This window comes from Micromonospora sp. AB353 (genome assembly GCF_049538395.1).
Lineage (GTDB): Bacteria > Actinomycetota > Actinomycetes > Mycobacteriales > Micromonosporaceae > Micromonospora > Micromonospora aurantiaca.
Genome location: NZ_JBMVFV010000037.1, coordinates 23,785 through 44,329 on the forward strand (window position 1 = coordinate 23,785; position 20,545 = coordinate 44,329).

The following is a 20,545-nucleotide window of genomic DNA, read 5'->3' on the forward strand; positions in this document are numbered from 1 at the left end:
ACCAGATGAGATAGACGGCTGGCCCGGCCCCTCGTCGGCGATCTTGCACTTTCGGCCCGGGCAGATGGGACATCTGCGACATCGACAAGGCCGCAAGTGCAAGATCGCGGGGATCGGGTGTGGGTGGGAGGGCGAGCGAGGGTGGGGCGGGAGGTGGGGCGGGTGGAGGTGTGAGGATCGGGGGTATGCGTGCGGTGGTGTTCGAGCGGTTCGGGGTGCGGCCGGAGGTCCGGGAGGTGGACGACCCGGCGCCGGCGCCGGACGGTGTGGTCGTCCGGGTCGGCGCTACCGGACTGTGCCGCAGCGACTGGCACGGCTGGCAGGGCCACGACCCGGACATCCGCGTGCCGCACGTACCGGGGCACGAGTTCGCCGGTGTCGTCGTGGCCGCAGGGGCGGACGTCCGTGGGTGGCGGCCCGGCGACCGGGTGACCGCGCCGTTCGTCTGCGCGTGCGGGCGGTGCCCGTCCTGCCTGGCCGGCGACCAGCAGGTGTGCGAGCGGCAGACCCAGCCGGGCTTCACCGGCTGGGGCTCGTTCGCCGAGCTGGTCGCGGTACGGCACGCCGACGTCAACCTGGTCCGGCTGCCGGACGAGCTGGACGAGGCGGCGGCCGCCGCGCTCGGCTGCCGCTTCGCCACCGCGTTCCGGGCCGTCGTCGCGCAGGGCCGGGTGGCGGCGGGCGAGTGGGTGGCGGTGCACGGCTGCGGCGGCGTCGGCCTGTCCGCGGTGATGGTCGCGGCGGCGAGCGGGGCGCGGGTGGTGGCGGTGGACGTGTCGTCCGGCGCGCTGGAGCTGGCCCGCCGCAGCGGCGCCGCGGTCTGCGTGGACGCGAGCGCCCTCGGCGGTCCCGGCGAGGTGGCCGCCGCGATCCGGGAGGCCACCGGCGGGGGTGCCCACCTGTCGCTGGACGCGCTCGGCAGTCACGCCACCTGCGTGGCGTCGATCGAGGGCCTGCGCCGGCGCGGCCGGCACGTGCAGGTCGGGCTGCTGCCCGCCGCGCAGGGCCGGCCCGCGCTGCCGATGGACCTGGTGATCGCGTACGAGCTGGAGCTGCGCGGCAGCCACGGCATGCCGGCGCACGCGTACCCGGAGATGTTGCGGCTGGTCACCGCCGGGGTGCTGCGCCCGGCCGAGCTGGTCACCCGCACCATCGACCTGGACGCCGCGCCTGACGCGCTGGCCACGATGGACCGGCCGGCCACCGCCGGGATGTGCCTGATCCGGCCCTGAGACGGGCACGGGCCGGCCCGCGCCGGGAGACCCGGCGCGGACCGGCCCGCGAGGCCGTCCGGTCAGTCGGTGACGGTCACCGTGACGGTGCGGGGCGGCTGCTGGTACTGCCCCCTGTTGTCCATGCCGCGGATCGTCACCGTGTACGTGCCGGCCGGGATCACCGGCGACGTGTACGCGAAGTTCGACCCCGGCGAGCCCGGGCTGGTGAGGAACGTGGCGATCCACGGCCAGCTGGTCGGCGCGCCCGCCCGGCCGAACGTGCCGGCCGAGTTCATGCCCTGCCCGGCGCTGTTGCCGATCTGCACCTCGACCTTCTGCATCCCGCCGTCGTCCACGGCGCGGCCGGTGACCACGATCCGGCCACCGGTGTACGCCTGACCCTCGACCGGCGTGATGCTCGGCTCCAGCATCGGGTCGGTGTCACCCGGGTAGACCAGGTAACGGGCGGTCGCGCCGCTCGTCGAGTTGTCCTGCTGACCGGCGGTGTCCACGGCCCACGCCTCGACGCTGTACGTGCCGCGCGTGGGCAGGTCGATCGAGAGCGTGAACGCGGTGCTGGTCGCGCCGGGCGCGGCGAGCGTCGCGTCGACCGTGGCGAACGCGGCAGCCATCGTGCCGTTCGGCTGCACGTAACGGCCGGTGTCCAGGTCACGCAGCGCGATCCGGACCGCCCGCACACCCTTGTCGTCGGTCGCCGTGCCGGACAGGTCCAGGTGCAGCTGGTCGATGTCCTGGTTGGTGCCGGTGAAGCCGAGCAGCCCGTTCGGGAAGGCGTCGCCCGGCACCTGGGCGGTGACGGTGAGCCGGCCCATGTTGGTGCTGGACGTGGTCAGGCCGAGCCTGTCGGTCGCCCGTACCCGGAAGTCGTAGACGCCCGGGGTGAGCGGCACCGTGGTGAACGACCAGTCGAACGTCGCGGCGTCGAGGTTGGTCGGGGAGATCCGGTGGTAACCGGCGACCGAGTCGGCGCCCCACGTACCGTCGCTGGCGAGCGCCTCGCGGGTGGTGTTGTTGCGCAGGTAGATCTCGACCGACTTGAGCGCGTCGTCGTCGCTCGCCGTACCGGCGAACGTGACGGTGCCGCCGGGCGCGACGGTGAACGGCACGGCGTTGCCCGGCGGCGTCATCGCCACCGGCGAGGTGATCGCCACCGTCGGCGGTACGCCGTTCGCCGAGACGGTCCAGTCGCGGGTGTCGCCGCGCAGGTCGCTCTGCCCGGTCGTGTCGACGGCGGTGGCGGTCATCTTCCACTGTCCCTCGGTGGGCAGCGTGACCTCGTACTGCCAGGTGGTGGACGTCGCGCCGATCACGTCCGGCTCGCCGCGGAAGGTGTTGTAGACGGCGGCGACGGTCCCGTCGTCCTGCAGGTACCGGTTGTCCGGGGTGCGGAACGAGTAGATCAGCGAGTTGACGCCCTTGTCGTCGGTGGCGGTGCCGGAGGCCACGAACGTCTGCGTGGCGACCAGGCCGGCCGACGGCGAGCTGATCCGGGTCGTCGGCGGCAGGTCGTCGAAGCGGAACGCCTCGATCTTCTTGACCGCCTTGGTGGTGTCGCCGGCCCCGTTGCGGTCGAACGTCTTGGCCTGCAACTGGTAGACCCCCGCGGGCAGCGTCACCGGCAGGCTCCACGTGGTGGAGGTGGCGTTCGGCGCGGCGACGGTGGTGTTGATCGCCTTGAACGCGCCCCAGGTGGTCAGGTCGGCCTGGAGGTACTTGCCGCTGTTGCGGTCCTGGATCTCCAGCTGGACCCGGGCGACGCCGGCCGGGGCGAGCGCCTGGCCGCTGATCGTGAACGACTCGCCCGCAGGCTTCACCGCGCCCTCGATCGGCGTGGTGATGGTGGTGTCCAGCGCCGCCGGCTTGGGCTCCTTGGAGAGGTCGAAGAAGGCCACCCGACCGGTGGTCTTGCCGCCCTTGACGTTGCCGTCGCCGCCGACGAGCAGGCCGCGCGAGGTGGCGAGCATCGCCTTCTCGCCCTCGTACGAGTTGGAACCGGGGTTCCACTCCAGCGCGGTGCCGGTGAGCGGGTCGAGCGCGCCGAGGTGGTCGCGGCGGACCACCTGGTCACCGAGGCCGTAGCCGCTGAGCCCCTGGCCGGTGCCGTAGCCGACGTTGTCCAGGCCCGGCCACGGCACGTTCGACGTGGGCGACTCCTGCCAGCTGAAGTGGCCGCCGACGTAGACGGCGGTGTCGGTGATCGCGACCGAGTAGATGCTGTCGAAGTGCCGGGAGATCCAGAGCGGCTCGACGTTGTCGTTTCCGGTCAGCGGGTACGCGATGGCGGTGTCGTTGATCGGCGGGCGGTCGCCGCCGGAGCCGCTGGTGACCACGAAGTACGAGTCGTCCGGCGCGATGTCACCGGCGAAGACGCGCTGGATGCCGCCGACGAAGGAGAGGTTGTCCTCCCACAGCCGGGTACGCCACGGCAGCAGCGCCTTGCTCGCCGTACCGATGAGCGCCACGCCGTAGCGGTCCTGGCCGGCGATCTGGCGGCCGGTGTGCACGACCAGCAGCTTGCTGCGGTCGTGGGTGAGCTTGAGCTGCTGCACGGTGAGCATGCCGCCGACGCCGATGCCGCCGGTGAGCGGCAGGTTGAAGCCGGTGTCGACGGCGCCCGTGGTGGGGTTGAGCGCGGCCAGGCCGCTGCGGCTGACCCCGTTGACGGTGGCGAACTGACCGCCGACGTAGACCGCGTTGCCGCTGACCGCGAGCGCTGTGGCCCGCGCGTTGGCGGTGGCGGTGAACGCGGCGATCGGCGCGCCGGTGGTCGGGTTCAGCCGGGCGATCTTGCGCTTGGTGACGCCGTTGATGGTGTTGAACGCGCCGGCGATGTAGAGCGACGAGCCGTCCGGCGACGCCTCCACCGCGGCGACCGCGCCGTCGATGACCGGCTTGAACCCGGTGTCCACCTTGCCGGTGTCCAGGTTGTACGACGCCAGAGACCGCTGCGTGATCGCGGACCCGCCGACGTTCGCGATCGAGGTGAACGTGCCGGCGATGAAGACGCGGTTGCCGATCACCTCGATGTCGGTGATCTCGCCGTTGGTGATCCGCGGCGTGTCGGTGCGGGGCGTGGCCGGCATCAGCCGGGTGTCCCCGGGGGTGACCAGCGCACGGGTCGCGGTGGTACGCGCGGCGCCGAGCGCGGCGCTGCTCCCCGTCGCCTGTGCGCCGGTGTGGCCGGCCACGCCGGCGTCCCGCACGGTGACGGTGGCGGCGAGCGCCGGCACTCCCGCCACCACGACCGCGCCGGCGGCGAGCACCGCCACCGCGCGAAGCCAAACTCGCATCGAGACAACTCTCCCTGTCCGCCGGGACGGCCCCCTCGGGTGATTCCCGAGTCCCCTCCGTCCGCGTGCCGGACGCCACCGTAGGAGGCAAATACTTCTCGCGATATGTGCCGCACCGGTAATCGACCGGTCGCCATCAATTCCGGCCACACCGGCAGGGCGCCTCCACCGATCGGGTCACCGGCTGTCACCGTCCGGCCGCGCGTGCCGTCCGGTCCGTGAAGTGCGCTTTCCCGCAGCGGACCCAGGGTGGGTCAGTCGCCCCGTACCCGGGGGTGGCGGTGGTCGGTCAGCCGCAGGCCGACGCCGCGTACCGCCGCGATGGTGACGCCGGTGCCCAGCTCGTCGAGCTTGCGGCGCAACCGCTTCACCAGGGACTGCACGTCGGCCCGGCCGTGCGTCGGCGCGTCGTGCCAGACCGCGTGGTGCAGTTCCGCGTAGCTCCACACCCGTACCGGCTCGACGGTCAGGCAGGTCAGCAGGTCACGCTCCAGCCGGGTCAGGGCGGTCTCCCGGTCGCCCCACCGGGCGGTCGACCGGGCCGCGTCGATGACCAGCGCGCCGTCCGGCGCGGGCTTGTCCCGGGGTACGGGCGCAGCCGGCGCGACGGCCGGTGCGGGCGCGCGCGCCGAGGCCGGCGCATCCGTGATCAACTCGCGCAGCTCGTCCAGATCGGCGACCATCAGAAGGGGCGCGACGCCGTCCAGCAACTCGGTCAGCCGCAGCCGTTCGGCCGGGGACGACGTCACCCCGATGACGAGCGAGAAGGGGCGCTCCGACGGGTCGGTGCCGGAGTTCGCCGCGTTCGTGCCGTCAGTCGTCACCGCGCCCCACCGTGACAAAAACTGTCAACAGGCCGCTCGATCCGGGGGCCTGTTGGTGACATGTTGCTCACGTACGGTCATTGATCGTTCCTTACTGTCGATCATAGTGTCCACTCAGGCGTCCGGCGCAGACCCGCACGGCGCCTAGGGGGCCTGGGGGGTTCTTTTCACACCGGTGTCGTAGTCGGGAGAGCACGTCTCCTGGCCCTTCTGCCATGGCTCGATCATCAGCGGGTCATCGGAACAGGAGGCAGCACCGATGCTGAGACGTCCACACAGATGGGGCCCGGCCCGGCGGCTGGTGAGCGCGGGCGCCGCCCTGGTGCTCGCCGCCACCGCGCTGGCCGCGACCGGTACGGCGGCGCAGGCCGAGACGGGCGCGGGCGCGTCGGCCGGCGACAAGATCCGTCCCGAACTCACCCGTCAGCTCCTGGGCAAGAGCGAGGGCGACTTCTGGATCCACTTCGGGGCCAAGGCGGACCTGAGCAAGGCCGCCGCGATCAAGGACTGGAACGAGCGCGGCGCCGCCGTCGCGGCGGCGCTGAAGAAGACCGCCGCCGACAGCCAGTCGAAGATCCGGGCCGAGCTGGACCGCTCCGGCACGAAGTACCAGACCTTCTGGGCGACGAACGCCATCAAGGTCACCGACGGCTCGCTGACCATGGCGCAGAACTTCGCCGCCCACTCCGAGGTGGACGGCCTGTACGCGCCGGTGGAGTACAAGCTGCCGGAGACCACCAAGGGCACCGACGAGAAGTCGGCGAACGCCCTGGAGTGGGGCATCGCCAACATCAACGCCGACGACGTCTGGTCCCAGTACGGCGTCAAGGGCGCCGGGATCACCGTGGCGAGCATCGACAGCGGCGTCCAGTTCGACCACCCGGCGCTGGTGAACGCCTACCGCGGCAACAACGGTGACGGCACCTTCGACCACGACTACAACTGGTTCGACGCCGCGGGCGAGTGCGCCACCGCGCCGTGCGACACCGACGGCCACGGCACACACACCATGGGCACCATGGCCGGCGCCGACGGGGCCAACCAGATCGGTGTCGCCCCCGAGGTCAAGTGGATCGCCGCGAACGGGTGCTGCCCGTCCGACGCCGCGCTGATCTCCTCCGGGCAGTGGATGCTGGAGCCCACCGACCTCGACGGGCAGAACCCGGACGCCAGCAAGCGGCCGAACATCATCAACAACTCGTGGGGCACCACGGCGCCGTCGAACGAGCCGTTCATGGAGGACGTCACCGACGCGTGGACCGCCTCCGGCATCTTCGGCGTCTGGTCCAACGGCAACAACGGCCCGTCCTGCCAGACCAGCGGCTCACCGGGCAGCCTGGCCAGCAACTACTCGGCCGGCGCGTACGACATCAACAACAACATCGCCAGCTTCTCGTCCCGGGGCACCGGGCAGAACGGCGAGATCAAGCCGAACATCTCGGCGCCGGGTGTGAACGTGCGCTCCAGCGTGCCGACCAACTCGTACGCCAGCATCAGCGGCACCTCGATGGCGGCGCCGCACCTGGCCGGTGCGATCGCGCTGCTCTGGTCGGCGGCGCCCACCCTGGTCGGCGACGTCACGGCGACCCGCGCGCTGCTGAACGACACCGCGATCGACAAGGGCGACGCCCAGTGCGGCGGCACCACCGACGACAACAACGTCTACGGTGAGGGCCGCCTGGACGCGCTCGCGCTGCTCGCCGCCGCCCCGATCGGCGACAACGGCACGCTGGCCGGGAAGGTCACCGACGCCGCCACCGGCGCCGGGATCGCCGGCGCGACCGTCACCCTGACCGGCCCGGCGGACCGCACGCTGACCACCGGCGCGGACGGGACGTACTCCTCGCTCCTGCCGGCCGGCGACTACCAGGTGGTCGTCTCCGCGTTCGGGTACGCGACCCGCACCCTGTCGGCGACGATCACCGCGAACACGACGACCACGCTCGACGTGGCGCTCACCGCGGTACCCAGCGTCACGGTCAGCGGGCAGGTCACCGACGGGTCCGGGCACGGCTGGCCGCTGTACGCGAAGGTGAGCGTCGAGGGCACGCCGATCTCCGACTACACCACGCCGACGACCGGCCGCTACAGCCTGTCGCTGCCGTCCGGTGCCACGTACCGGCTCACCGTCGAGCCGCAGTACGCCGGCTACCTGACCACCACCAAGGAGGTCACCGTCGGCACGGGCAACGTGGCCGCCAACATCGCGGTGCAGGCGAACCCGGAGGCGTGCACGACCGCCCCCGGCTACACCGTCAGCTCCGACGGCGAGTACGAGACGTTCGACGGCACCGGTGTCCCGGACGGCTGGAGCGTGGTGGACAACGCCGGCACCGGCCAGGTCTGGGAGTTCACCGACGCCGGTGAGCGCGGCAACCTGACCGGCGGCAGCGGCAACTTCGCCATCATCGACAGCGACAACTACGGCAGCGGCGGACGGCAGGACACGTCACTGGTCAGCCCGGTGGTCGACCTGACCGGCGTGACCACGCCGGTGATCCGCTTCAACCAGGACTACAACTGGCTCAACAGCGACCGCGCGGACGTCGACCTGAGCCTGGACGGCGGCACCACGTGGAGCAACGTGCTCCGGCAGGCCGCCGACGTGCGCGGCCCGCGGGTGACCGAGGTGCCGATCCCGCAGGCGGCCGACCAGTCGCAGGTGCGGGTGCGCTTCCACTACTACGAGGCGAGCTGGGAATGGTGGTGGCAGGTCGACAACGTCCTCATCGGCAGCAAGCTCGTCTGCAAGCCGGTCACGGGCGGCCTGGTGCTCGGCCACGTCCGCGACAAGAACGACAACAGCTACGTCAACGGCGCCACGGTGACCAGCAAGGACCGCCCGGCGGAGAAGGCCACCACGGTCGCCACGCCCGATGACACCGAGCTGCCCGACGGCTTCTACTGGATGTTCTCGTCGCTGACCGGGACGCACCCGTTCACCGCCGGCGCCGGCAACTACGTGAGCCAGACCAAGCAGGTGGCGGTCGAGGAGGACTGGGCCACCGCGGCCAACTTCCAGCTCGCCGCCGGCCGGCTGTCGGTGAAGCCGACCTCGATCACCGGCACGGTCCGGATGCCCAGTGGGAAGGTCAGCAAGACCTTCACCGTCACGAACACCGGCGGGGCCCCGGTCACCGCCGAGTTCAGTGAGCGCGACGGCGGGTTCGTACTGCAACGGGCCGACGGCTCCCGGCTGTCCGAGCAGGCCCTGCTCGGCTCCACCGGCGCGCCGGCGCAGCGGCTGACCGCCGCCACGTCGTTCGCGGCCCGCTCGTCGGGCAAGTCGTCGACCGCGATCGCCGCCGCCGCACCGCAGGCGGACCCCTGGACCACCATCCCGGGCTACCCGGCGAACGTGATGGACAACCGGGTCGTCAACGTCGACGGCACCGTCTACTCCATCGCCGGTGGCGACGGCACCGCGTCGAGCGCCAAGAACTACCGGTACGACCCGATCACCCAGACGTGGACCGGCATCGCCGACCTGCCCGGCGCGCGTAACGCCATGACGGTCGGCGTGCTCGACGGCAAGATCATCGCCACCGGCGGCTGGGGTGCCGCCGGACCGGACGCCGCAACCTTCTCGTACGACCCGGCGGCGAACACCTGGACCCGCAAGGCCGACAACCCGGCGCCGCGGGCGGCGGCCGGCCAGGCGGTAGCGGGCGGCAAGCTGTACGCGATCGGCGGCTGCACCACCGCGAGCTGCACGCCGATGGCCAACTCGGTGGTCCGGTACGACCCGGGCGCCGACGCCTGGGAGACGCTGCCGGCGTACCCGAAGTCGGTGGCGTTCCTGTCCTGCGGCGGGATCGGCGGCACCGTCTACTGCACCGGCGGCAACGACGGCACCACGTCGCAGAAGGCCGGTTACGCCTTCGACCCGGGCGCAGGCGCGTGGACCGCCATCCCGGACGCGCCGGCCGACAGCTGGGCCGCCTCGTACGCGGTCGCAGGGGGCAAGCTGCTGGTGGTCGGCGGATCGCAGGGCGGCGCCATCACCAACGCCGGCTTCGCGTTCGACCCGGCGACCAACTCGTGGGCCAACCTGCCCAACGCCAACGCCCCCCGCTACCGGGGTGGCGCGGCCTGCGGGTTCTACAAGATCGGTGGTTCGTCGGGCGGCTTCACGGCCACCAAGGACAGCGAGGTCCTGCCCGGCTTCGGCGAGTGCGCCGAAGGTGCCGCCGACGTGAGCTGGCTGACCGTCGACACGTCGAAGGTCACGCTGGCGCCGGGTGAGAAGGTCACCGTGACGGTCGGCATGACCGCGAACGTCGACCAGCCCGGCACGTACTCCGCATCAGTGGTGATCAAGGAGAACACGCCGTACACGGTGGAGCCGGTGGCGGTGACGATGATCGCGCAGCCGCCGACCACCTGGGGCAAGCTGTCCGGCACGGTCTCCGGCAAGAGCTGCCAGGGCGCCACCGCGCCGCTGGCGGGCGTGACCGTGCAGGTGGACTCCTGGGCGAACTCGTACACCTTCACCACCGACGCCCAGGGCCGGTACGCCTACTGGATGGACCGGCGCAACAACCCGCTGACGCTGATCGTCGCGAAGGACGGCTGGAAGCCCCAGACGCGCCAGACGAAGATCAACAGCAGCACACCCACGGTGGAGGACTTCACCCTCTCCCCCACCCGCTGCTGACCTCAGCACCGACGAGGACGGCCCGCCCGGCACACACCGGGCGGGCCGTCCCACTCCTGTCCCGGCCCCGGCGAGATCTTGGTACCGAACGGCCCTCACATGGGCCCTTTCGTACCAAGATCTCCACCACTCCCACCATGCAGAACGCCAATCTCGCGTAACGGGAGTCGCTCGACGCAGCCAACGGCCGAACGAGGATCCCCGCCCGCCGCCACCCCACAAGCCCCGGCGATCTTGCATTTGCGGCCCTGGCGAAGTGCGCCAAAGGGACACCCCCGGGGACCAAAAGTGCAAGATCGCCGGGCGGGCCGGGGTGGGGGGTGGGTGGGGAGTGTCAGGGGGTGAGGCGGAACCCTACGCCTCTCACCGCGTGGATCGTGGCGGGGGCGTCGAGGCGGCCCAGCTTGCGGCGGAGGCGGCGGACCACCGAGTGCATGTCGGAGCGCCGTCCGAGATGGTCGTTGCCCCAGACGGCGCGGTGCAGCCGGGCGTACGTCCACACCTGGCCGGGCGTACCGGTCAGGCAGACGATCAGGTCGTGCTCCAGGGGCGTCAGCCCGATCTCCCGCTCCCGCCAGCGCAGCACCCGCCGGTCGGAGTCGACTGCCAGTTCCCGCCGGGGTGGCTCGGCCGGCGTCTCGTCAGCCGCGGGCGGTTGCGGCGCCGGGGCCAGCGCGGGCCGGCGGACCAGGTCGAGGAAACGGCGGGCCTGATGGGCGCTGGACACGATCAGGAACGACTCGGTGCCGCCGAGCAGTTGGGCGAGCTGCCGGCGCTCGGCCGACGAGGACGCGATGCCGATGACCAAGGACGGGAGCCCTGTCATCCGTTCCCACCTTTCCGGCAGGCCGAACCACGACGCCGGGCGGCCGCCAGGCACGACGTTGCGGAGGCACCTGGCTTGCGGAGTTCGACCCGAGGGGTGCGGGAGCTGCGGTTTCGTGAGGCTTCGGGGTGAACTACCGGGATCATATAGCCGGGCACCGATGATTGGTATAGCAGTTAACGTCGATGTAACTGCGTGCAACAAGGTGTTCGAGGCAATGTGCGCCGGGCCGTGTCCGGCACGCGCGTACCGATGAGAGACGGGGCGTACGGCGGTCCAATGCGTGTGATCACCCACCTGCTCTGCCTGCCCGACGGGACGCCGACCCGCGCGGACATCGCGGCCCGCTGCGCCGACCTGGCCGAGGCGCTGCGCGGCCGCGACCGGGGCGTGGTGGTGTGCGACGTGTCCGCGGTGAGCGCGCCCGACCTGGTCACGGTCGAGGTGCTGGCGCGGATCCGGCTGACCGCGCGGCGGTTCGGCTGGCGGCTGGAGGTACGCGGGGCCGGCGACGACCTACGCGAGCTCGCCGGCCTGCTCGGGCTGGCCGGCACCCTCCTCGAGCCGGTCCGGCAGCCCGAACAGCGGGAACAGGCGGTCGACGTCGAGGAAGTTGTTGAGCGACGTGATCCGGCCGCCGGAGACGCCGATCACGATCAGCGCCCAGGGCACGTGGCCTGAGCCGTCGGGGTCGCGCCGGTAGTGCCCGAACGCCGGCATCCCGTTGGCGGCGGTCGGCACCAGGCGGGAGCCGCGGCAGCCGCTGCCGGTGCCGGCCATCCACGCCGCGATGTGCTCGGGGCCGCGCAGCCACAGCGGCAGCGGCGGCATCGACAGCGTCGCGTCCTCGTGCAGCAGCGCGGTGAGCGCCGTCAGGTCGTACGCCTCGAAGGCCCGCACGTAGCGGGCGAGCAGCGCCTGCTGCTCGCTGTCGAGCGGCCGGCGCGCGTCGGCCTCGGTGTCGGCCGAGGCGAGCGTGGCGCGCGCCCGTTGCAGGGCGCTGTTGACGCTCGCCACCGACGTGTCGAGCAGGTCGGCGACCTCCTGGGCCGACCACGCCAGCACCTCGCGCAGGATCAGCACGGCCCGCTGCTTCGGCGGCAGATGCTGCAACGCCGCGACGAACGCCAGCCGGACCGACTCCCGGCCGGCCACCACCTCGGCCGGGTCGGCGACCTCCGGCAGCACCCGGTCGTCGGGCGCCGGGCCGAGCCAGATCTGCTCCGGGCGGGGCTCGCCGGGGTGGGTGGCGGTGCCGACGCCGGCCGGACCGAGGTCCATCGGCCGGACCCGGCGCTGCGCGCTGGTGGACATGGACAGGCAGACGTTCGTCGCGATCCGGTAGAGCCAGGTCCGCAGCGCGGACCGCCCCTCGAACTTGTCGAAATTCCGCCAGGCACGGACGAATGTGTCCTGTACCGCGTCCTCGGCCTCGAAGGCCGAACCCAGCATCCGGTAGCAGTAGCCGGTCAGCTCCGACCGGTACTCCTCGAGTTGCGCCTCGACGGGGACGCTCGCCACCTCGCTCACCCCGCCGAAACTAGCCCACATGCTGCGTCAATGCGAGCACGTTCGGGCCCGCACCGATGAGTCGGTGCCGCCCGACCGGTCCACCAGCCGTCAGGTCACCACGTCCGAGGAGCACCGATGACCACAGCGCAGCGCGACGAGACACAGGCCCCGGGGCGGTACGCCGACGTCAACGGCGTCCACCTCTACTTCGAGACGCACGGCGAGGGCCGGCCGATGATCCTGCTGCACGGCGGCCTCACCTCGGGTGAGATGTTCGCGCCGATCCTGCCCACGCTGGCCGCCACGCACCAGGTGATCGTGGTGGACCTCCAGGGACACGGCCGCACCGCCGACGTGGACCGGCCGCTCGACATGGCGCTGATGGCCGACGACGTGGCCGCGCTGATCGACCACCTCGGGCTGGACCGTCCGGACGTGGTCGGCTTCTCCCTCGGCGGCGGCGTCGCCCTGCACACCGGCTTCCGGCACCCCGACAGGATCGGCCGGCTGGTCGCCGCGTCCGCGCACATCCGCCGCGACGCGGTCTACCCGGAACTGCTGGCGCAGCAGGGCCAGGTCGGCGCCGCGGCGGCCGAGTACATGAAGGACACCCCGATGTACGAGCTGTACCAGCGGGTCGCGCCACGTCCGGAGGACTTCCCCCGGCTGCTCGACAAGATCGGCGAGGCGATGCGGACGGACTTCGACTTCACCGAGCAGGTCCGTGCCCTGCGGGTGCCGACGCTCGTGGTGGCCGCCGACGCCGACATGGCCCCGCCGAGCCACTTCGTCGAGGTGTTCGGGCTGCTCGACGGCGGCCGGCGCGATGGCGGCTGGACGGGCGAGGGCCGCCCGGCGGGCGGGCACGCGCTGGCGATCCTGCCCGGCCTCACCCACTACGACATCGACCAGTCGCCGCTGTTCGCCGCAGTCACCCTGGACTTCCTCGACCGGGGCCGCTGACCCGCGTGCGTGTGCCGCGTCCCGTACCGGGGTACCGCTTGCGCAGGAGCACCGGTGAGGAGGACGAGATGACCGACCCCAGGTACGCACCGATCGGGCTGGCCGCCGCCGGGCGGCTGGTCCCCGACGACGGACAGACCGACGGCGGTGAGGTCGTCGGCGCCGACGACGCGGCTGCCGACGCCGCCCGGGCCGGCGCCGACGTGGACCTGTCCCGGGCCGACCGGGACAGCGACGGCACCCCGGTGGGCGCCGCCGACGCCGAAGCCGACCGCCGGCGCGCGGCCGGCGAGTGACGCTCCCCGCCCCGCCACCCGTACGACGGTGGCGGGGCGGAACCGTCCTCAGCCGTCGACCGGGAGCTCCACGTCGGGCAGATGCCCCAGCGCCCGGATCGCGGTGACCGCGGCGTACCCGTCGGCCAGCCAGGCGATGTCGGTGCCGGGGACCGCGCGGACCGCGTTCGCCTCCACCGCCGTCCGCACGAACCCCTCACCGCGCTCGGCGACGGACACCTGCACCTGACCGAACGGGGCCAGGGTCGCCTGGCGCAGCCCGGCCACCCGGTCGGCCGGGAGGTCGGGCACGTTGAGGTTGAGCACCGTACCCGGATCCGCGCCGGCCAGCCACGGCAGCAGCGTCGCGGCCAGCTCGGCGGCGGTCGGCCAGTGGCGGGACTCGTCGTCCACGCTGTCCAGCACCGCGATCGCCGCGCCGCCACTGCCGGCGCTCGCCGCCGCCGGGGTGAGCACGTCCAGCGACACGGCGAGCGCGCGGATGCCGTTGTTGCCGGCGGTCAGCGCCGCGCCGACGGTGCCGGAGTGCAGGACCGCGTGGCCCGCGTTGGCGCCCCGGTTGATGCCGGACAGCAGCAGGTCCGGCACCGGCCCGAACACACCCAGGCCGGCCAGCACCGCGATGTACGCCGGGGAGGCCGCCACCGCGTACGCGGGCACACCCGGCAGGCCGTCCAGCTCGGTCTCGCGAAACACCAGCCGCCCGTCGTCGGTCACCGCGGAGAGCGCCGCGCTCATCCCGCTCGCCTCGTGCTGCGGCGCGGCGACCACCACGTCCATGCCGCGCTCGTAGGCGGCCCGGGCCAGCGCGCGGATGCCGGGGGCGTGCACGCCGTCGTCGTTCGTCACCAGCACCCGGAGCGGCCGGTCAGTCGTCATCGTCGCCGTCCAGCGGGGTCAGCCGCACCCGGCCGGCCAGTTCGCGTACCGCCTCGGCCCGGCCGGTGCCCAGCCCGTGCCGGGTCACGTTGAGCGCTCCGGCGGCGGCGCCGACGTGCAGCGCCTCCCGCATGTCGCCGCCCCGGGCCAGCACCGCCGCCACCCCGGCGGTCATCGAGTCACCGGCGCCCCGGTGGTCGGCCAGTTCCAGCGGCGGGGCGTGCACCAGCAGCGGCTCGCCGTCCTCCGGCAGCGCCAGCGCGGGCTCCCCCGCGCGGCTGATCAGCACGGTCCGCGCGCCCCGCTCCTGGCACCGGCGGCCGGCGTCGCGCAGCGCCTCGACGCTGTCGTCCTTGGCCAGGCCGTCGTCGAGCAGTTCCTCGTGGCTGACCTTCAGCACGCTCACGCCGCCGTCGAGCACCGCCTCCAGGTACGGCCCGGACAGGTCGGCCACCACAGTCCCGCCGTTGGCGCTCAGGTCGGCGGCGAGCCGGCGGTAGATGTCCGGGTCCACCACCTGCGGGTCGGCGGGGCCGCTGAGCACGCTCACCGGCGCGCGCAGCCCCTCGGTGAGCGTCACCGTGTACAACTCGTCGATGTCGTGCCGCACCATCGGCGCGCCCGGGTGCTCGGCGATCTCGGTCCGCTCGCCGTCGCGCCGGTCGTGCACGTACCAGCCGGTGCCGGACTCCCGCCGCACCATCCGTACCGTGACGTCCTCGTCGTCGAGCAGCTTGCGGACCGCGTCGCCCACCTCGCCGCCGAGACCCACACACATGGTCACCGGTACGCCGAGCGCCGCGATCATCCGGGTCTGCCACACCCCCTGCCCGCCGGGGTGCAGGTGCAGCTCGGGTACGTCGCCCTGCTGCTCGATCGTCACCGTCAACAGCGGGGCCGGGGCGAACACCATCACCTTCTGCTCCATCCGCCGGTGTTGCCCGCTGACCGGCCCCGGTAATCCCCCAGGTCAGCGCGGGCGCGCGGCGGCACGGCGACGCCGCAGGTACGGCAGCGCGAACAGGTAGAGACCGCTGATCAAAAGCAGGGCGAGCGGCAGCAGCGGCACGTAGGAGACCCACACGATCGGATCCTTCTGCGCCAGCGCCACGAACGTGATCACGACGGTCACGGTGAAGGCGACGGAGAACCAGCGGTGGAGCTGACGGATGCGCGTATCCATTGATGCCTACCTCCCGGCGGTGGCCTCCCCCGCGGGGCGGCCCGTGCCGGAAACGCTAGGTCCGGGTGCCCGCCCGGGGCTTCTCGATTCCTGACCGGTCCGCGGGACACGTTGCCCGCCCGCCCTACCCTGCCGACAAGAGCAGCCGATGCCACGGGGGCAGGCATGCAGATCATCGAACACAGCGTCATCGGCACCCGCTCCGCCGTGCTCCGGCTACGCCGTCCCGGCAGCCGGCTGGAGTTCCTGGTGTTCCCGATGCTCCATGTGGCGAGCCCGGCGTTCTACGCGGCGGTCACGAAGCGGCTCCGGGAATGCGACCTGCTCGTCGTCGAGGGCGTCAGCGGCCGGTCGGCGGTCGGCTCGGCGTTGACACTCACCTACCGGGCCATGCCGGCCAACCGGCGCTCCGGCCTGGTGACGGACCCCATCCCGTACGCGTCTCTCGGCGTCGAGGTGCTCAACCCGGACGTGTCGGCGGAGGAGTTCACCGAGGGCTGGCGGGCGATGCCGCTGCGGTACCGCCTCCAGATGTGGCTGGTGATCCCGTTCGTGACGGTGATGCAGTTCTTCGGCGGCACCCGGCGTCTGCTCTCACCGGAGATCGAGATGAACGACCTGCCGTCGGCCACCGACGAGCGGTACGCCGACCACGAGTTCACCGAGCACACCGAGCGCGCGCTCGGCGGCGAACGCGACGAGCGGCTGCTCGCCGCGTTGTCCGAGCTGATCCGTACCCGGTCGGCGGAACGCATCGACGTGGCGGTCGTGTACGGCGCCGGGCACGTGCCGGCGATCGTGCGCGGGCTCTTCGAGCTGCACGGATACCGGCCTCGCGCCGCCGAATGGCTCACCGTGCTGGAGCGGTGAACAGAGCGCTCAGGCGGCGTCGGAGCGCCGGACGAACCCGGCGACGGCGAGCGCGCTCATCGTGGTCGCCACCGTCGCGGCGAGCACCAGAAGGTTGGTCTCCACCTGCACCGTACGCATGTATTCGCCGCCCTCGGCGGTGGCCGACGCGTAGCGCACGGCCGCCAGCGGGTTGAGCAGCACCGCGGCGATGCCGGCGGTCCACGCCGTCGCCGGTAGCCGCTCGTCGTCGGGGCGGACGGTCCGCCGGGCGGCCCACCGGCCGAGGGCCGCGAACGTGACGAGCAGCGTGACCGGCAGCAGCCAGAGCGCAGCGGGCAGCAGGTCACGCAGGGGCACCACGGCGTCGAGCAGCTCCACCAGGAAACCGGAGCCGTCGTGGGTCACCAGGCCGATCCGGTGGCTGTAGGCCGCGAGCGCGACGAGCGTGCATCCGATGTGGACGGCGATCAGGGCGACCAGAGCTGACAGTGCGGCACGGCGGGCGGACACCGGGCCGAGGTTACCGGCCGCCGAGCCCTGACGGTGGACCGTCGCGCGCCGGGACGGTCAGACGCTCAAGGCGAGATCGGCCACCTCGGCGGCGCAGCCCCAGGACAGCGTCACCCCGGCGCCGCCGTGCCCGTACGCGTGCACCAGCCGCCCGTCCGCCGGGTCCACCTCGACCCGGGGGCCGCCGTGGCGGGCCGGTCGCAGCCCGATCCGCTCCCCCAGCACCGGCGCGTCCGCGAGCTGCGGCACCAGCGCCACGCACCGGCGCCGGATCGCCGCCGCCTCCTCCGGGTCGGGGCGGGTGTGTCCCACCCCCGCCCCGTAGGTGCCGCCGAGCACCACGTCGTGCCGGCGCGGGTGCACGTACGTGACGCCCGCCGGGTCGTCCTCGTCGCGTACCGAGACGGTCAGGCCGGGGTTCGCCACCAGCAGGACGTGCCCGCGAGCCGGGTACACGGAAGGATCGGCGGCGAGCCGCCCGGCGGCCAGGCCGGTCGCGTTCACCACGACCGGCGCGACCTCGTACGCCTCGGCGAGCGTGCCCAGCGCGCGGCGGACGACCCGGCCGCCGCCCGCCTCCAGGCGCTCCCGCAGCCAGGTGAGGTAGATGGTCATCTCCACCGACGGGGCGGTGAACCGCAGCAGCGCGGTGTACGGCGGCTCCGCCGGCTCGGCCACCAGGTCGCCGCAGGCGTCGGCCCACCAGGGCGGCCCGGTGTAGGGGTGGCGCAGCCACATCCGGGTGGGCCGGTCGACCACTCCCGGCACGCCGTCGGCCGCCTGGCGGCGCAGCTCGGCGTGGGTGTCCCGGGCCCAGCGCAGCACCCGGGGATCCTCCTCGGTGTGGCTGGGGTACCAGACCGCGGCGGCCACCGTCGACACGGTGTCGGCCGGGTCGTGGGCGGTCAGCACGGTGACGCGTGCGCCCCGCCGCTGGAGCGTGAGCGCCGTCGTCATACCGATGACGCCGCCGCCGACCACCACCACGTCCGCCTTCGTCATGACGCCCATGATGGCCCAGGCCCCGGACGCACGACCGGAGCGGGCGGGCCGCCCAGGGAGGCGACCCGCCCGGCGGACGTCAGCCCTTCTGGCCGACCCGGTCCACAACGGCGACGGACAACACCGCCGACGTACCCGCCTCCCCGCCCACGCCGAGGAACGCGTACGTCCGCGGGTCGAACACCAGCACCATCAGGGCCGGGCTCCCCGGGGAGGACCAGCTGACGCCCACACCGGAGCGGCCCGCACCGTCGGTGGCCTTCTCCACCACCTTCAGGCCCGGCGTCGCGGCGGCGGCCTCGAACAGTGCGGCCCGCGACCGTGGCCGCAGGTAGGAGTCGTTGAGCAGGTCTAGCACGTCCTTCGCGGCGGCGTTGACGTCACCGGGCTCGCCGCTGCGGTGCTTGTCCAGGTAGGCGCGCATCGCGGCGGCGTCGGTGGGCACGGCGGGATCGTAGGCGGGCTCCGGCACGCACGGCTCGGTGCCCGGCAGGAGCTGCCCGCCCTTGTACATCTTCGCCCGGCCGTCCCGGCAGCCGGGGAGCACGAACTCCTGGCGGCCGCCCGGCGGGTACTCGACGACCAGGCCGTCCCTGGTCCCGTCCACCGACGCCCAGCTCTCCCGCAGCTCCCGGCCGCCCTGCGAACGCGTGTAGACGAACTGGTCGGGCCGGGGCTCGACGTCCGGCAGCCGCAACGCCGCCACCGCCGCGTCGCGCAGCACCTGCCGGGCGTCGGCCCGGGCGGCCGGCGCACTGCCACCGATCCGGTCCGGCGCCAGCACCAGCACCGCGGCGAGCGACGCCGCCACCGACGCCGTCGCCACCCCGGCCAGGACCAGCCGCCAGGCGGGCCGTCGCGACCGCCGGACGGGCGCGGCCTCCGTCGCGGTCATCGCGCCCACCAGCCGGGTACGCGCGGCGGCGAGCCGTTCCCCCGCAGGCAGCTCGGTCTCGTCGCCGAGCCGCTGGAGCAGTCGCATCTCATCCATTGCTCAGTACCTCCTCGATGGTGTCGGCCGGTTCGCCGCCGAGCCGTTCCCGCAGCAGCCGGCGCGCCCGGTTCAGCCGGGACCGCACGGTGCCGACCGGGATGGCCAGCGCGGCGGCGACCTCCTCGTACGTCAGGTCCTCCCAGGCGACGAGCAGCAGCACGTCGCGGTCGCCGTCGGCGAGCCCGGCCAGCGCGTCCAGCAGGTGCCGGCGCAGCGACCGCGCGGTCACCTCGGCGGCGACCCGGTCGGCGGGGGACGCCTCGGACGTCGCCGGGCCGTACGCCTGCCGCAGCCGGTACTCCCGTTCCTCGGTGCGCCGCTGCTGGGCGACGAGGTTGGTGGCGATCCCGTACAGCCACGGGCGGGCGTTCGGGCGGCCGGTGTCGAACCGGTCCCGGCGCCGGAACGCGGCGAGGAACGTCTCCGCCACCAGGTCGTCGGCCGCCGCGGAACCGAGGCGCCGCGCCAGGTAGCGGTGGATGTGCGGCGCGTGCCGGTCGAAGATCGCGGCGAAGGTCTCCGGTTCCCGTACGGACCGGGCGACGACCTCGGCGTCGGTGAGCGCGCCGACGTCGACATCCTTCGCCCGTCTCAGTCTTCTCATGCGCGGCCTCTCGGCGAGTGGGGACGTGTCACCTGTTGTCCGCTGCTCGCGTCCGGACGGTTCACGCCCGCGACGGTAGGCCGGTCGGACGGTCCGCCGTGGACCGCGCGGTCGCACGGGGCGGAATCGCTTTGTCCGTCTCGGTTACGCTCGTGGCGTTTGGCCTTGGGGAGGTCTCATGAGTGCGGATCCTTCGATGAGCGGCGACTTCACCCGCATGCTCGACGCGACGATGGCGGCACTTCGGACGGTGGGTCCGCCGCCGACCGACGAGGCGGAGACGCCGGCGGTGGGCGAGGCCGCCGACGGGCAGGTCCGCGCCGAGATGGGACGCGACGGCAGGCTCCAGTCGCTGCACGTCGAGCCGCGGCTGATGCGGCTCGGCTCCGAGGAGCTGACCGCGCACGTCGTCACCGCCGTCAACGCGGCGATCGACGGGCTGCGCGCCGGCCCGGCTCCGCAGGTCGCGGACATGTCGCAGTTGCGGGAGCAGTTGCAGGAGGTACGGGACACGGCCGTGCCCCGGCTCGGGTCGTTCCTCGACGCGCTGACCGAGGCGCAGGAGCGGCTGGCGCGCGGCGGGCAGCGATGAGCGGCGACGGCTTCGAGGTGCACCCGCCGCTGATCCGGGCTGCCGGGCGCGGCGTCACCGACGTGGCCAAGCGGTTCACCGGCGAGCTGGAGGCGTTCGAGGCGCGGATGCAGGGCTACGGCGAGCCGTGGGGCGCCGACGACATCGGGTCGCTCATCGGCATCGCGTACACCGAGGTGGCGAACTACATCTTCGACTGCCTCGGCATGGCCGCCGACGAGTTCACCTCGGCGGGCGCCGACATCGCGGGGATGGCCGACTCGTACGAGCGGGTCGACGAGGACGGCGCGGGCACCATGCGTTCGCTGGCCGGCGGGCTGGGGTGA

The 20,545-nt window shown here is 73.0% G+C and carries 18 protein-coding genes and 1 pseudogene; 8 read left to right on the forward strand and 11 right to left on the reverse strand.

Annotated elements, in window-relative coordinates; translation table 11 throughout:
* Window positions 1-185: 185 nt before the first annotated feature.
* A complete protein-coding gene (locus tag ACPCK6_RS16870; protein WP_423481583.1) occupies window positions 186-1,232 on the forward strand; it encodes a zinc-dependent alcohol dehydrogenase family protein in 1,047 nt (348 codons plus the stop codon).
* A gap of 62 nt (window positions 1,233-1,294) precedes the next feature.
* On the opposite strand, the gene ACPCK6_RS16875 is transcribed toward ACPCK6_RS16870, so the two are convergent.
* Both ACPCK6_RS16875 and ACPCK6_RS16880 read right to left on the reverse strand, forming a co-directional pair.
* On the reverse strand, window positions 1,295-4,525 hold the full coding sequence (locus tag ACPCK6_RS16875) for an Ig-like domain-containing protein (RefSeq protein ID WP_423481584.1): 3,231 nt from the start codon (window positions 4,523-4,525) through the stop codon (window positions 1,295-1,297).
* Between the two features lie 254 nt (window positions 4,526-4,779).
* Window positions 4,780-5,349, reverse strand: a complete 570-nt coding sequence (locus tag ACPCK6_RS16880; protein WP_396880678.1) for a winged helix-turn-helix domain-containing protein — start codon at window positions 5,347-5,349, stop codon at window positions 4,780-4,782.
* Window positions 5,350-5,608: 259 nt separating this feature from the next.
* On the opposite strand from ACPCK6_RS16880, the gene ACPCK6_RS16885 reads away from it, so the two are divergent.
* A complete protein-coding gene (locus ACPCK6_RS16885) occupies window positions 5,609-10,006 on the forward strand; it encodes a S8 family serine peptidase (protein WP_423481585.1) in 4,398 nt (1,465 codons plus the stop codon).
* Window positions 10,007-10,340: 334 nt separating this feature from the next.
* On the opposite strand, the gene ACPCK6_RS16890 is transcribed toward ACPCK6_RS16885, so the two are convergent.
* The gene (locus tag ACPCK6_RS16890) at window positions 10,341-10,832 is read right to left on the reverse strand and encodes a winged helix-turn-helix domain-containing protein (protein ID WP_423481586.1); all 492 of its coding nucleotides are present in this window, start codon (window positions 10,830-10,832) and stop codon (window positions 10,341-10,343) included.
* A 279-nt stretch (window positions 10,833-11,111) separates the two neighbouring features.
* On the opposite strand from ACPCK6_RS16890, the pseudogene ACPCK6_RS16895 reads away from it, so the two are divergent.
* A pseudogene (locus ACPCK6_RS16895) lies at window positions 11,112-11,333 on the forward strand (hypothetical protein); the annotation flags it as partial.
* Between the two features lie 15 nt (window positions 11,334-11,348).
* On the opposite strand, the gene ACPCK6_RS16900 reads toward ACPCK6_RS16895, so the two are convergent.
* Window positions 11,349-12,383 (reverse strand): sigma-70 family RNA polymerase sigma factor, encoded by a 1,035-nt coding sequence (locus ACPCK6_RS16900; RefSeq protein ID WP_396880681.1) that lies wholly within the window; start codon window positions 12,381-12,383, stop codon window positions 11,349-11,351.
* 96 nt (window positions 12,384-12,479) lie between these two features.
* Here ACPCK6_RS16900 and ACPCK6_RS16905 point away from each other — a divergent pair, with 96 nt between their 5' ends.
* Together ACPCK6_RS16905 and ACPCK6_RS16910 are read left to right on the forward strand one after the other, a co-directional pair.
* Window positions 12,480-13,307 carry an alpha/beta fold hydrolase gene (locus tag ACPCK6_RS16905; protein ID WP_396880682.1) on the forward strand — a complete coding sequence of 276 codons (828 nt, stop codon included), beginning with the start codon at window positions 12,480-12,482 and terminating at the stop codon, window positions 13,305-13,307.
* 68 nt (window positions 13,308-13,375) lie between these two features.
* Window positions 13,376-13,603 (forward strand): hypothetical protein, encoded by a 228-nt coding sequence (locus tag ACPCK6_RS16910; protein WP_013474689.1) that lies wholly within the window; start codon window positions 13,376-13,378, stop codon window positions 13,601-13,603.
* Between the two features lie 48 nt (window positions 13,604-13,651).
* Here the strand turns inward: ACPCK6_RS16910 and surE are convergent, their stop codons facing one another.
* Genes surE through ACPCK6_RS16925 form a run of 3 tightly spaced genes read right to left on the reverse strand, consistent with a single transcriptional unit; the run spans window position 13,652 to window position 15,665 of the window.
* Entirely contained in the window at window positions 13,652-14,482 is an 831-nt protein-coding gene (gene surE, locus ACPCK6_RS16915) for a 5'/3'-nucleotidase SurE (RefSeq protein WP_423481587.1), read from the reverse strand.
* Entirely contained in the window at window positions 14,472-15,395 is a 924-nt protein-coding gene (locus ACPCK6_RS16920; protein WP_396880782.1) for a 1-phosphofructokinase family hexose kinase, read from the reverse strand. Before ACPCK6_RS16920 ends, surE begins: the two co-directional genes overlap by 11 nt.
* A 57-nt stretch (window positions 15,396-15,452) precedes the next feature.
* Window positions 15,453-15,665 (reverse strand): hypothetical protein, encoded by a 213-nt coding sequence (locus tag ACPCK6_RS16925; protein WP_194800835.1) that lies wholly within the window; start codon window positions 15,663-15,665, stop codon window positions 15,453-15,455.
* Window positions 15,666-15,830: 165 nt separating this feature from the next.
* On the opposite strand from ACPCK6_RS16925, the gene ACPCK6_RS16930 reads away from it, so the two are divergent.
* Window positions 15,831-16,535, forward strand: coding sequence for a hypothetical protein (locus ACPCK6_RS16930; RefSeq protein ID WP_396880685.1), 705 nt, complete (start codon window positions 15,831-15,833; stop codon window positions 16,533-16,535).
* Between the two features lie 9 nt (window positions 16,536-16,544).
* Here the strand turns inward: ACPCK6_RS16930 and ACPCK6_RS16935 are convergent, their stop codons facing one another.
* The 4 genes from ACPCK6_RS16935 to ACPCK6_RS16950 form a co-directional block, all read right to left on the reverse strand.
* Entirely contained in the window at window positions 16,545-17,027 is a 483-nt protein-coding gene (locus ACPCK6_RS16935; protein ID WP_423481588.1) for a hypothetical protein, read from the reverse strand.
* A gap of 57 nt (window positions 17,028-17,084) precedes the next feature.
* Window positions 17,085-18,038 carry an FAD-dependent oxidoreductase gene (locus tag ACPCK6_RS16940; RefSeq protein ID WP_423481589.1) on the reverse strand — a complete coding sequence of 318 codons (954 nt, stop codon included), beginning with the start codon at window positions 18,036-18,038 and terminating at the stop codon, window positions 17,085-17,087.
* A 70-nt stretch (window positions 18,039-18,108) separates the two neighbouring features.
* Window positions 18,109-19,020, reverse strand: coding sequence for a CU044_5270 family protein (locus ACPCK6_RS16945; protein ID WP_423481590.1), 912 nt, complete (start codon window positions 19,018-19,020; stop codon window positions 18,109-18,111).
* Window positions 19,013-19,627, reverse strand: coding sequence for an RNA polymerase sigma factor (locus ACPCK6_RS16950; protein ID WP_423481591.1), 615 nt, complete (start codon window positions 19,625-19,627; stop codon window positions 19,013-19,015). The genes ACPCK6_RS16945 and ACPCK6_RS16950 overlap by 8 nt, the downstream gene beginning before the upstream one ends.
* Before the next feature lie 178 nt (window positions 19,628-19,805).
* Here ACPCK6_RS16950 and ACPCK6_RS16955 point away from each other — a divergent pair, with 178 nt between their 5' ends.
* The gene (locus ACPCK6_RS16955) at window positions 19,806-20,219 is read left to right on the forward strand and encodes a YbaB/EbfC family nucleoid-associated protein (protein WP_423481592.1); all 414 of its coding nucleotides are present in this window, start codon (window positions 19,806-19,808) and stop codon (window positions 20,217-20,219) included.
* On the forward strand, window positions 20,216-20,545 hold the full coding sequence (locus ACPCK6_RS16960) for a hypothetical protein (RefSeq protein WP_318333252.1): 330 nt from the start codon (window positions 20,216-20,218) through the stop codon (window positions 20,543-20,545). Before ACPCK6_RS16955 ends, ACPCK6_RS16960 begins: the two co-directional genes overlap by 4 nt.

What these genes read in the sequence shown, in the direction of transcription:
- ACPCK6_RS16870 (WP_423481583.1), top strand. Translation starts at nt 186, where the DNA reads ATGCGTGCGGTGGTGTTCGAGCGGTTCGGGGTGCGGCCGGAGGTCCGG.
- ACPCK6_RS16875 (WP_423481584.1), bottom strand. Translation starts at nt 4,525, where the DNA reads ATGCGAGTTTGGCTTCGCGCGGTGGCGGTGCTCGCCGCCGGCGCGGTC.
- ACPCK6_RS16885 (WP_423481585.1), top strand. Translation starts at nt 5,609, where the DNA reads ATGCTGAGACGTCCACACAGATGGGGCCCGGCCCGGCGGCTGGTGAGC.
- ACPCK6_RS16890 (WP_423481586.1), bottom strand. Translation starts at nt 10,832, where the DNA reads ATGACAGGGCTCCCGTCCTTGGTCATCGGCATCGCGTCCTCGTCGGCC.
- ACPCK6_RS16900 (WP_396880681.1), bottom strand. Translation starts at nt 12,383, where the DNA reads ATGTGGGCTAGTTTCGGCGGGGTGAGCGAGGTGGCGAGCGTCCCCGTC.
- ACPCK6_RS16905 (WP_396880682.1), top strand. Translation starts at nt 12,480, where the DNA reads ATGACCACAGCGCAGCGCGACGAGACACAGGCCCCGGGGCGGTACGCC.
- ACPCK6_RS16910 (WP_013474689.1), top strand. Translation starts at nt 13,376, where the DNA reads ATGACCGACCCCAGGTACGCACCGATCGGGCTGGCCGCCGCCGGGCGG.
- surE (WP_423481587.1), bottom strand. Translation starts at nt 14,482, where the DNA reads ATGACGACTGACCGGCCGCTCCGGGTGCTGGTGACGAACGACGACGGC.
- ACPCK6_RS16920 (WP_396880782.1), bottom strand. Translation starts at nt 15,395, where the DNA reads ATGGTGTTCGCCCCGGCCCCGCTGTTGACGGTGACGATCGAGCAGCAG.
- ACPCK6_RS16925 (WP_194800835.1), bottom strand. Translation starts at nt 15,665, where the DNA reads ATGGATACGCGCATCCGTCAGCTCCACCGCTGGTTCTCCGTCGCCTTC.
- ACPCK6_RS16930 (WP_396880685.1), top strand. Translation starts at nt 15,831, where the DNA reads ATGCAGATCATCGAACACAGCGTCATCGGCACCCGCTCCGCCGTGCTC.
- ACPCK6_RS16940 (WP_423481589.1), bottom strand. Translation starts at nt 18,038, where the DNA reads ATGGGCGTCATGACGAAGGCGGACGTGGTGGTGGTCGGCGGCGGCGTC.
- ACPCK6_RS16945 (WP_423481590.1), bottom strand. Translation starts at nt 19,020, where the DNA reads ATGGATGAGATGCGACTGCTCCAGCGGCTCGGCGACGAGACCGAGCTG.
- ACPCK6_RS16950 (WP_423481591.1), bottom strand. Translation starts at nt 19,627, where the DNA reads ATGAGAAGACTGAGACGGGCGAAGGATGTCGACGTCGGCGCGCTCACC.
- ACPCK6_RS16955 (WP_423481592.1), top strand. Translation starts at nt 19,806, where the DNA reads ATGAGTGCGGATCCTTCGATGAGCGGCGACTTCACCCGCATGCTCGAC.
- ACPCK6_RS16960 (WP_318333252.1), top strand. Translation starts at nt 20,216, where the DNA reads ATGAGCGGCGACGGCTTCGAGGTGCACCCGCCGCTGATCCGGGCTGCC.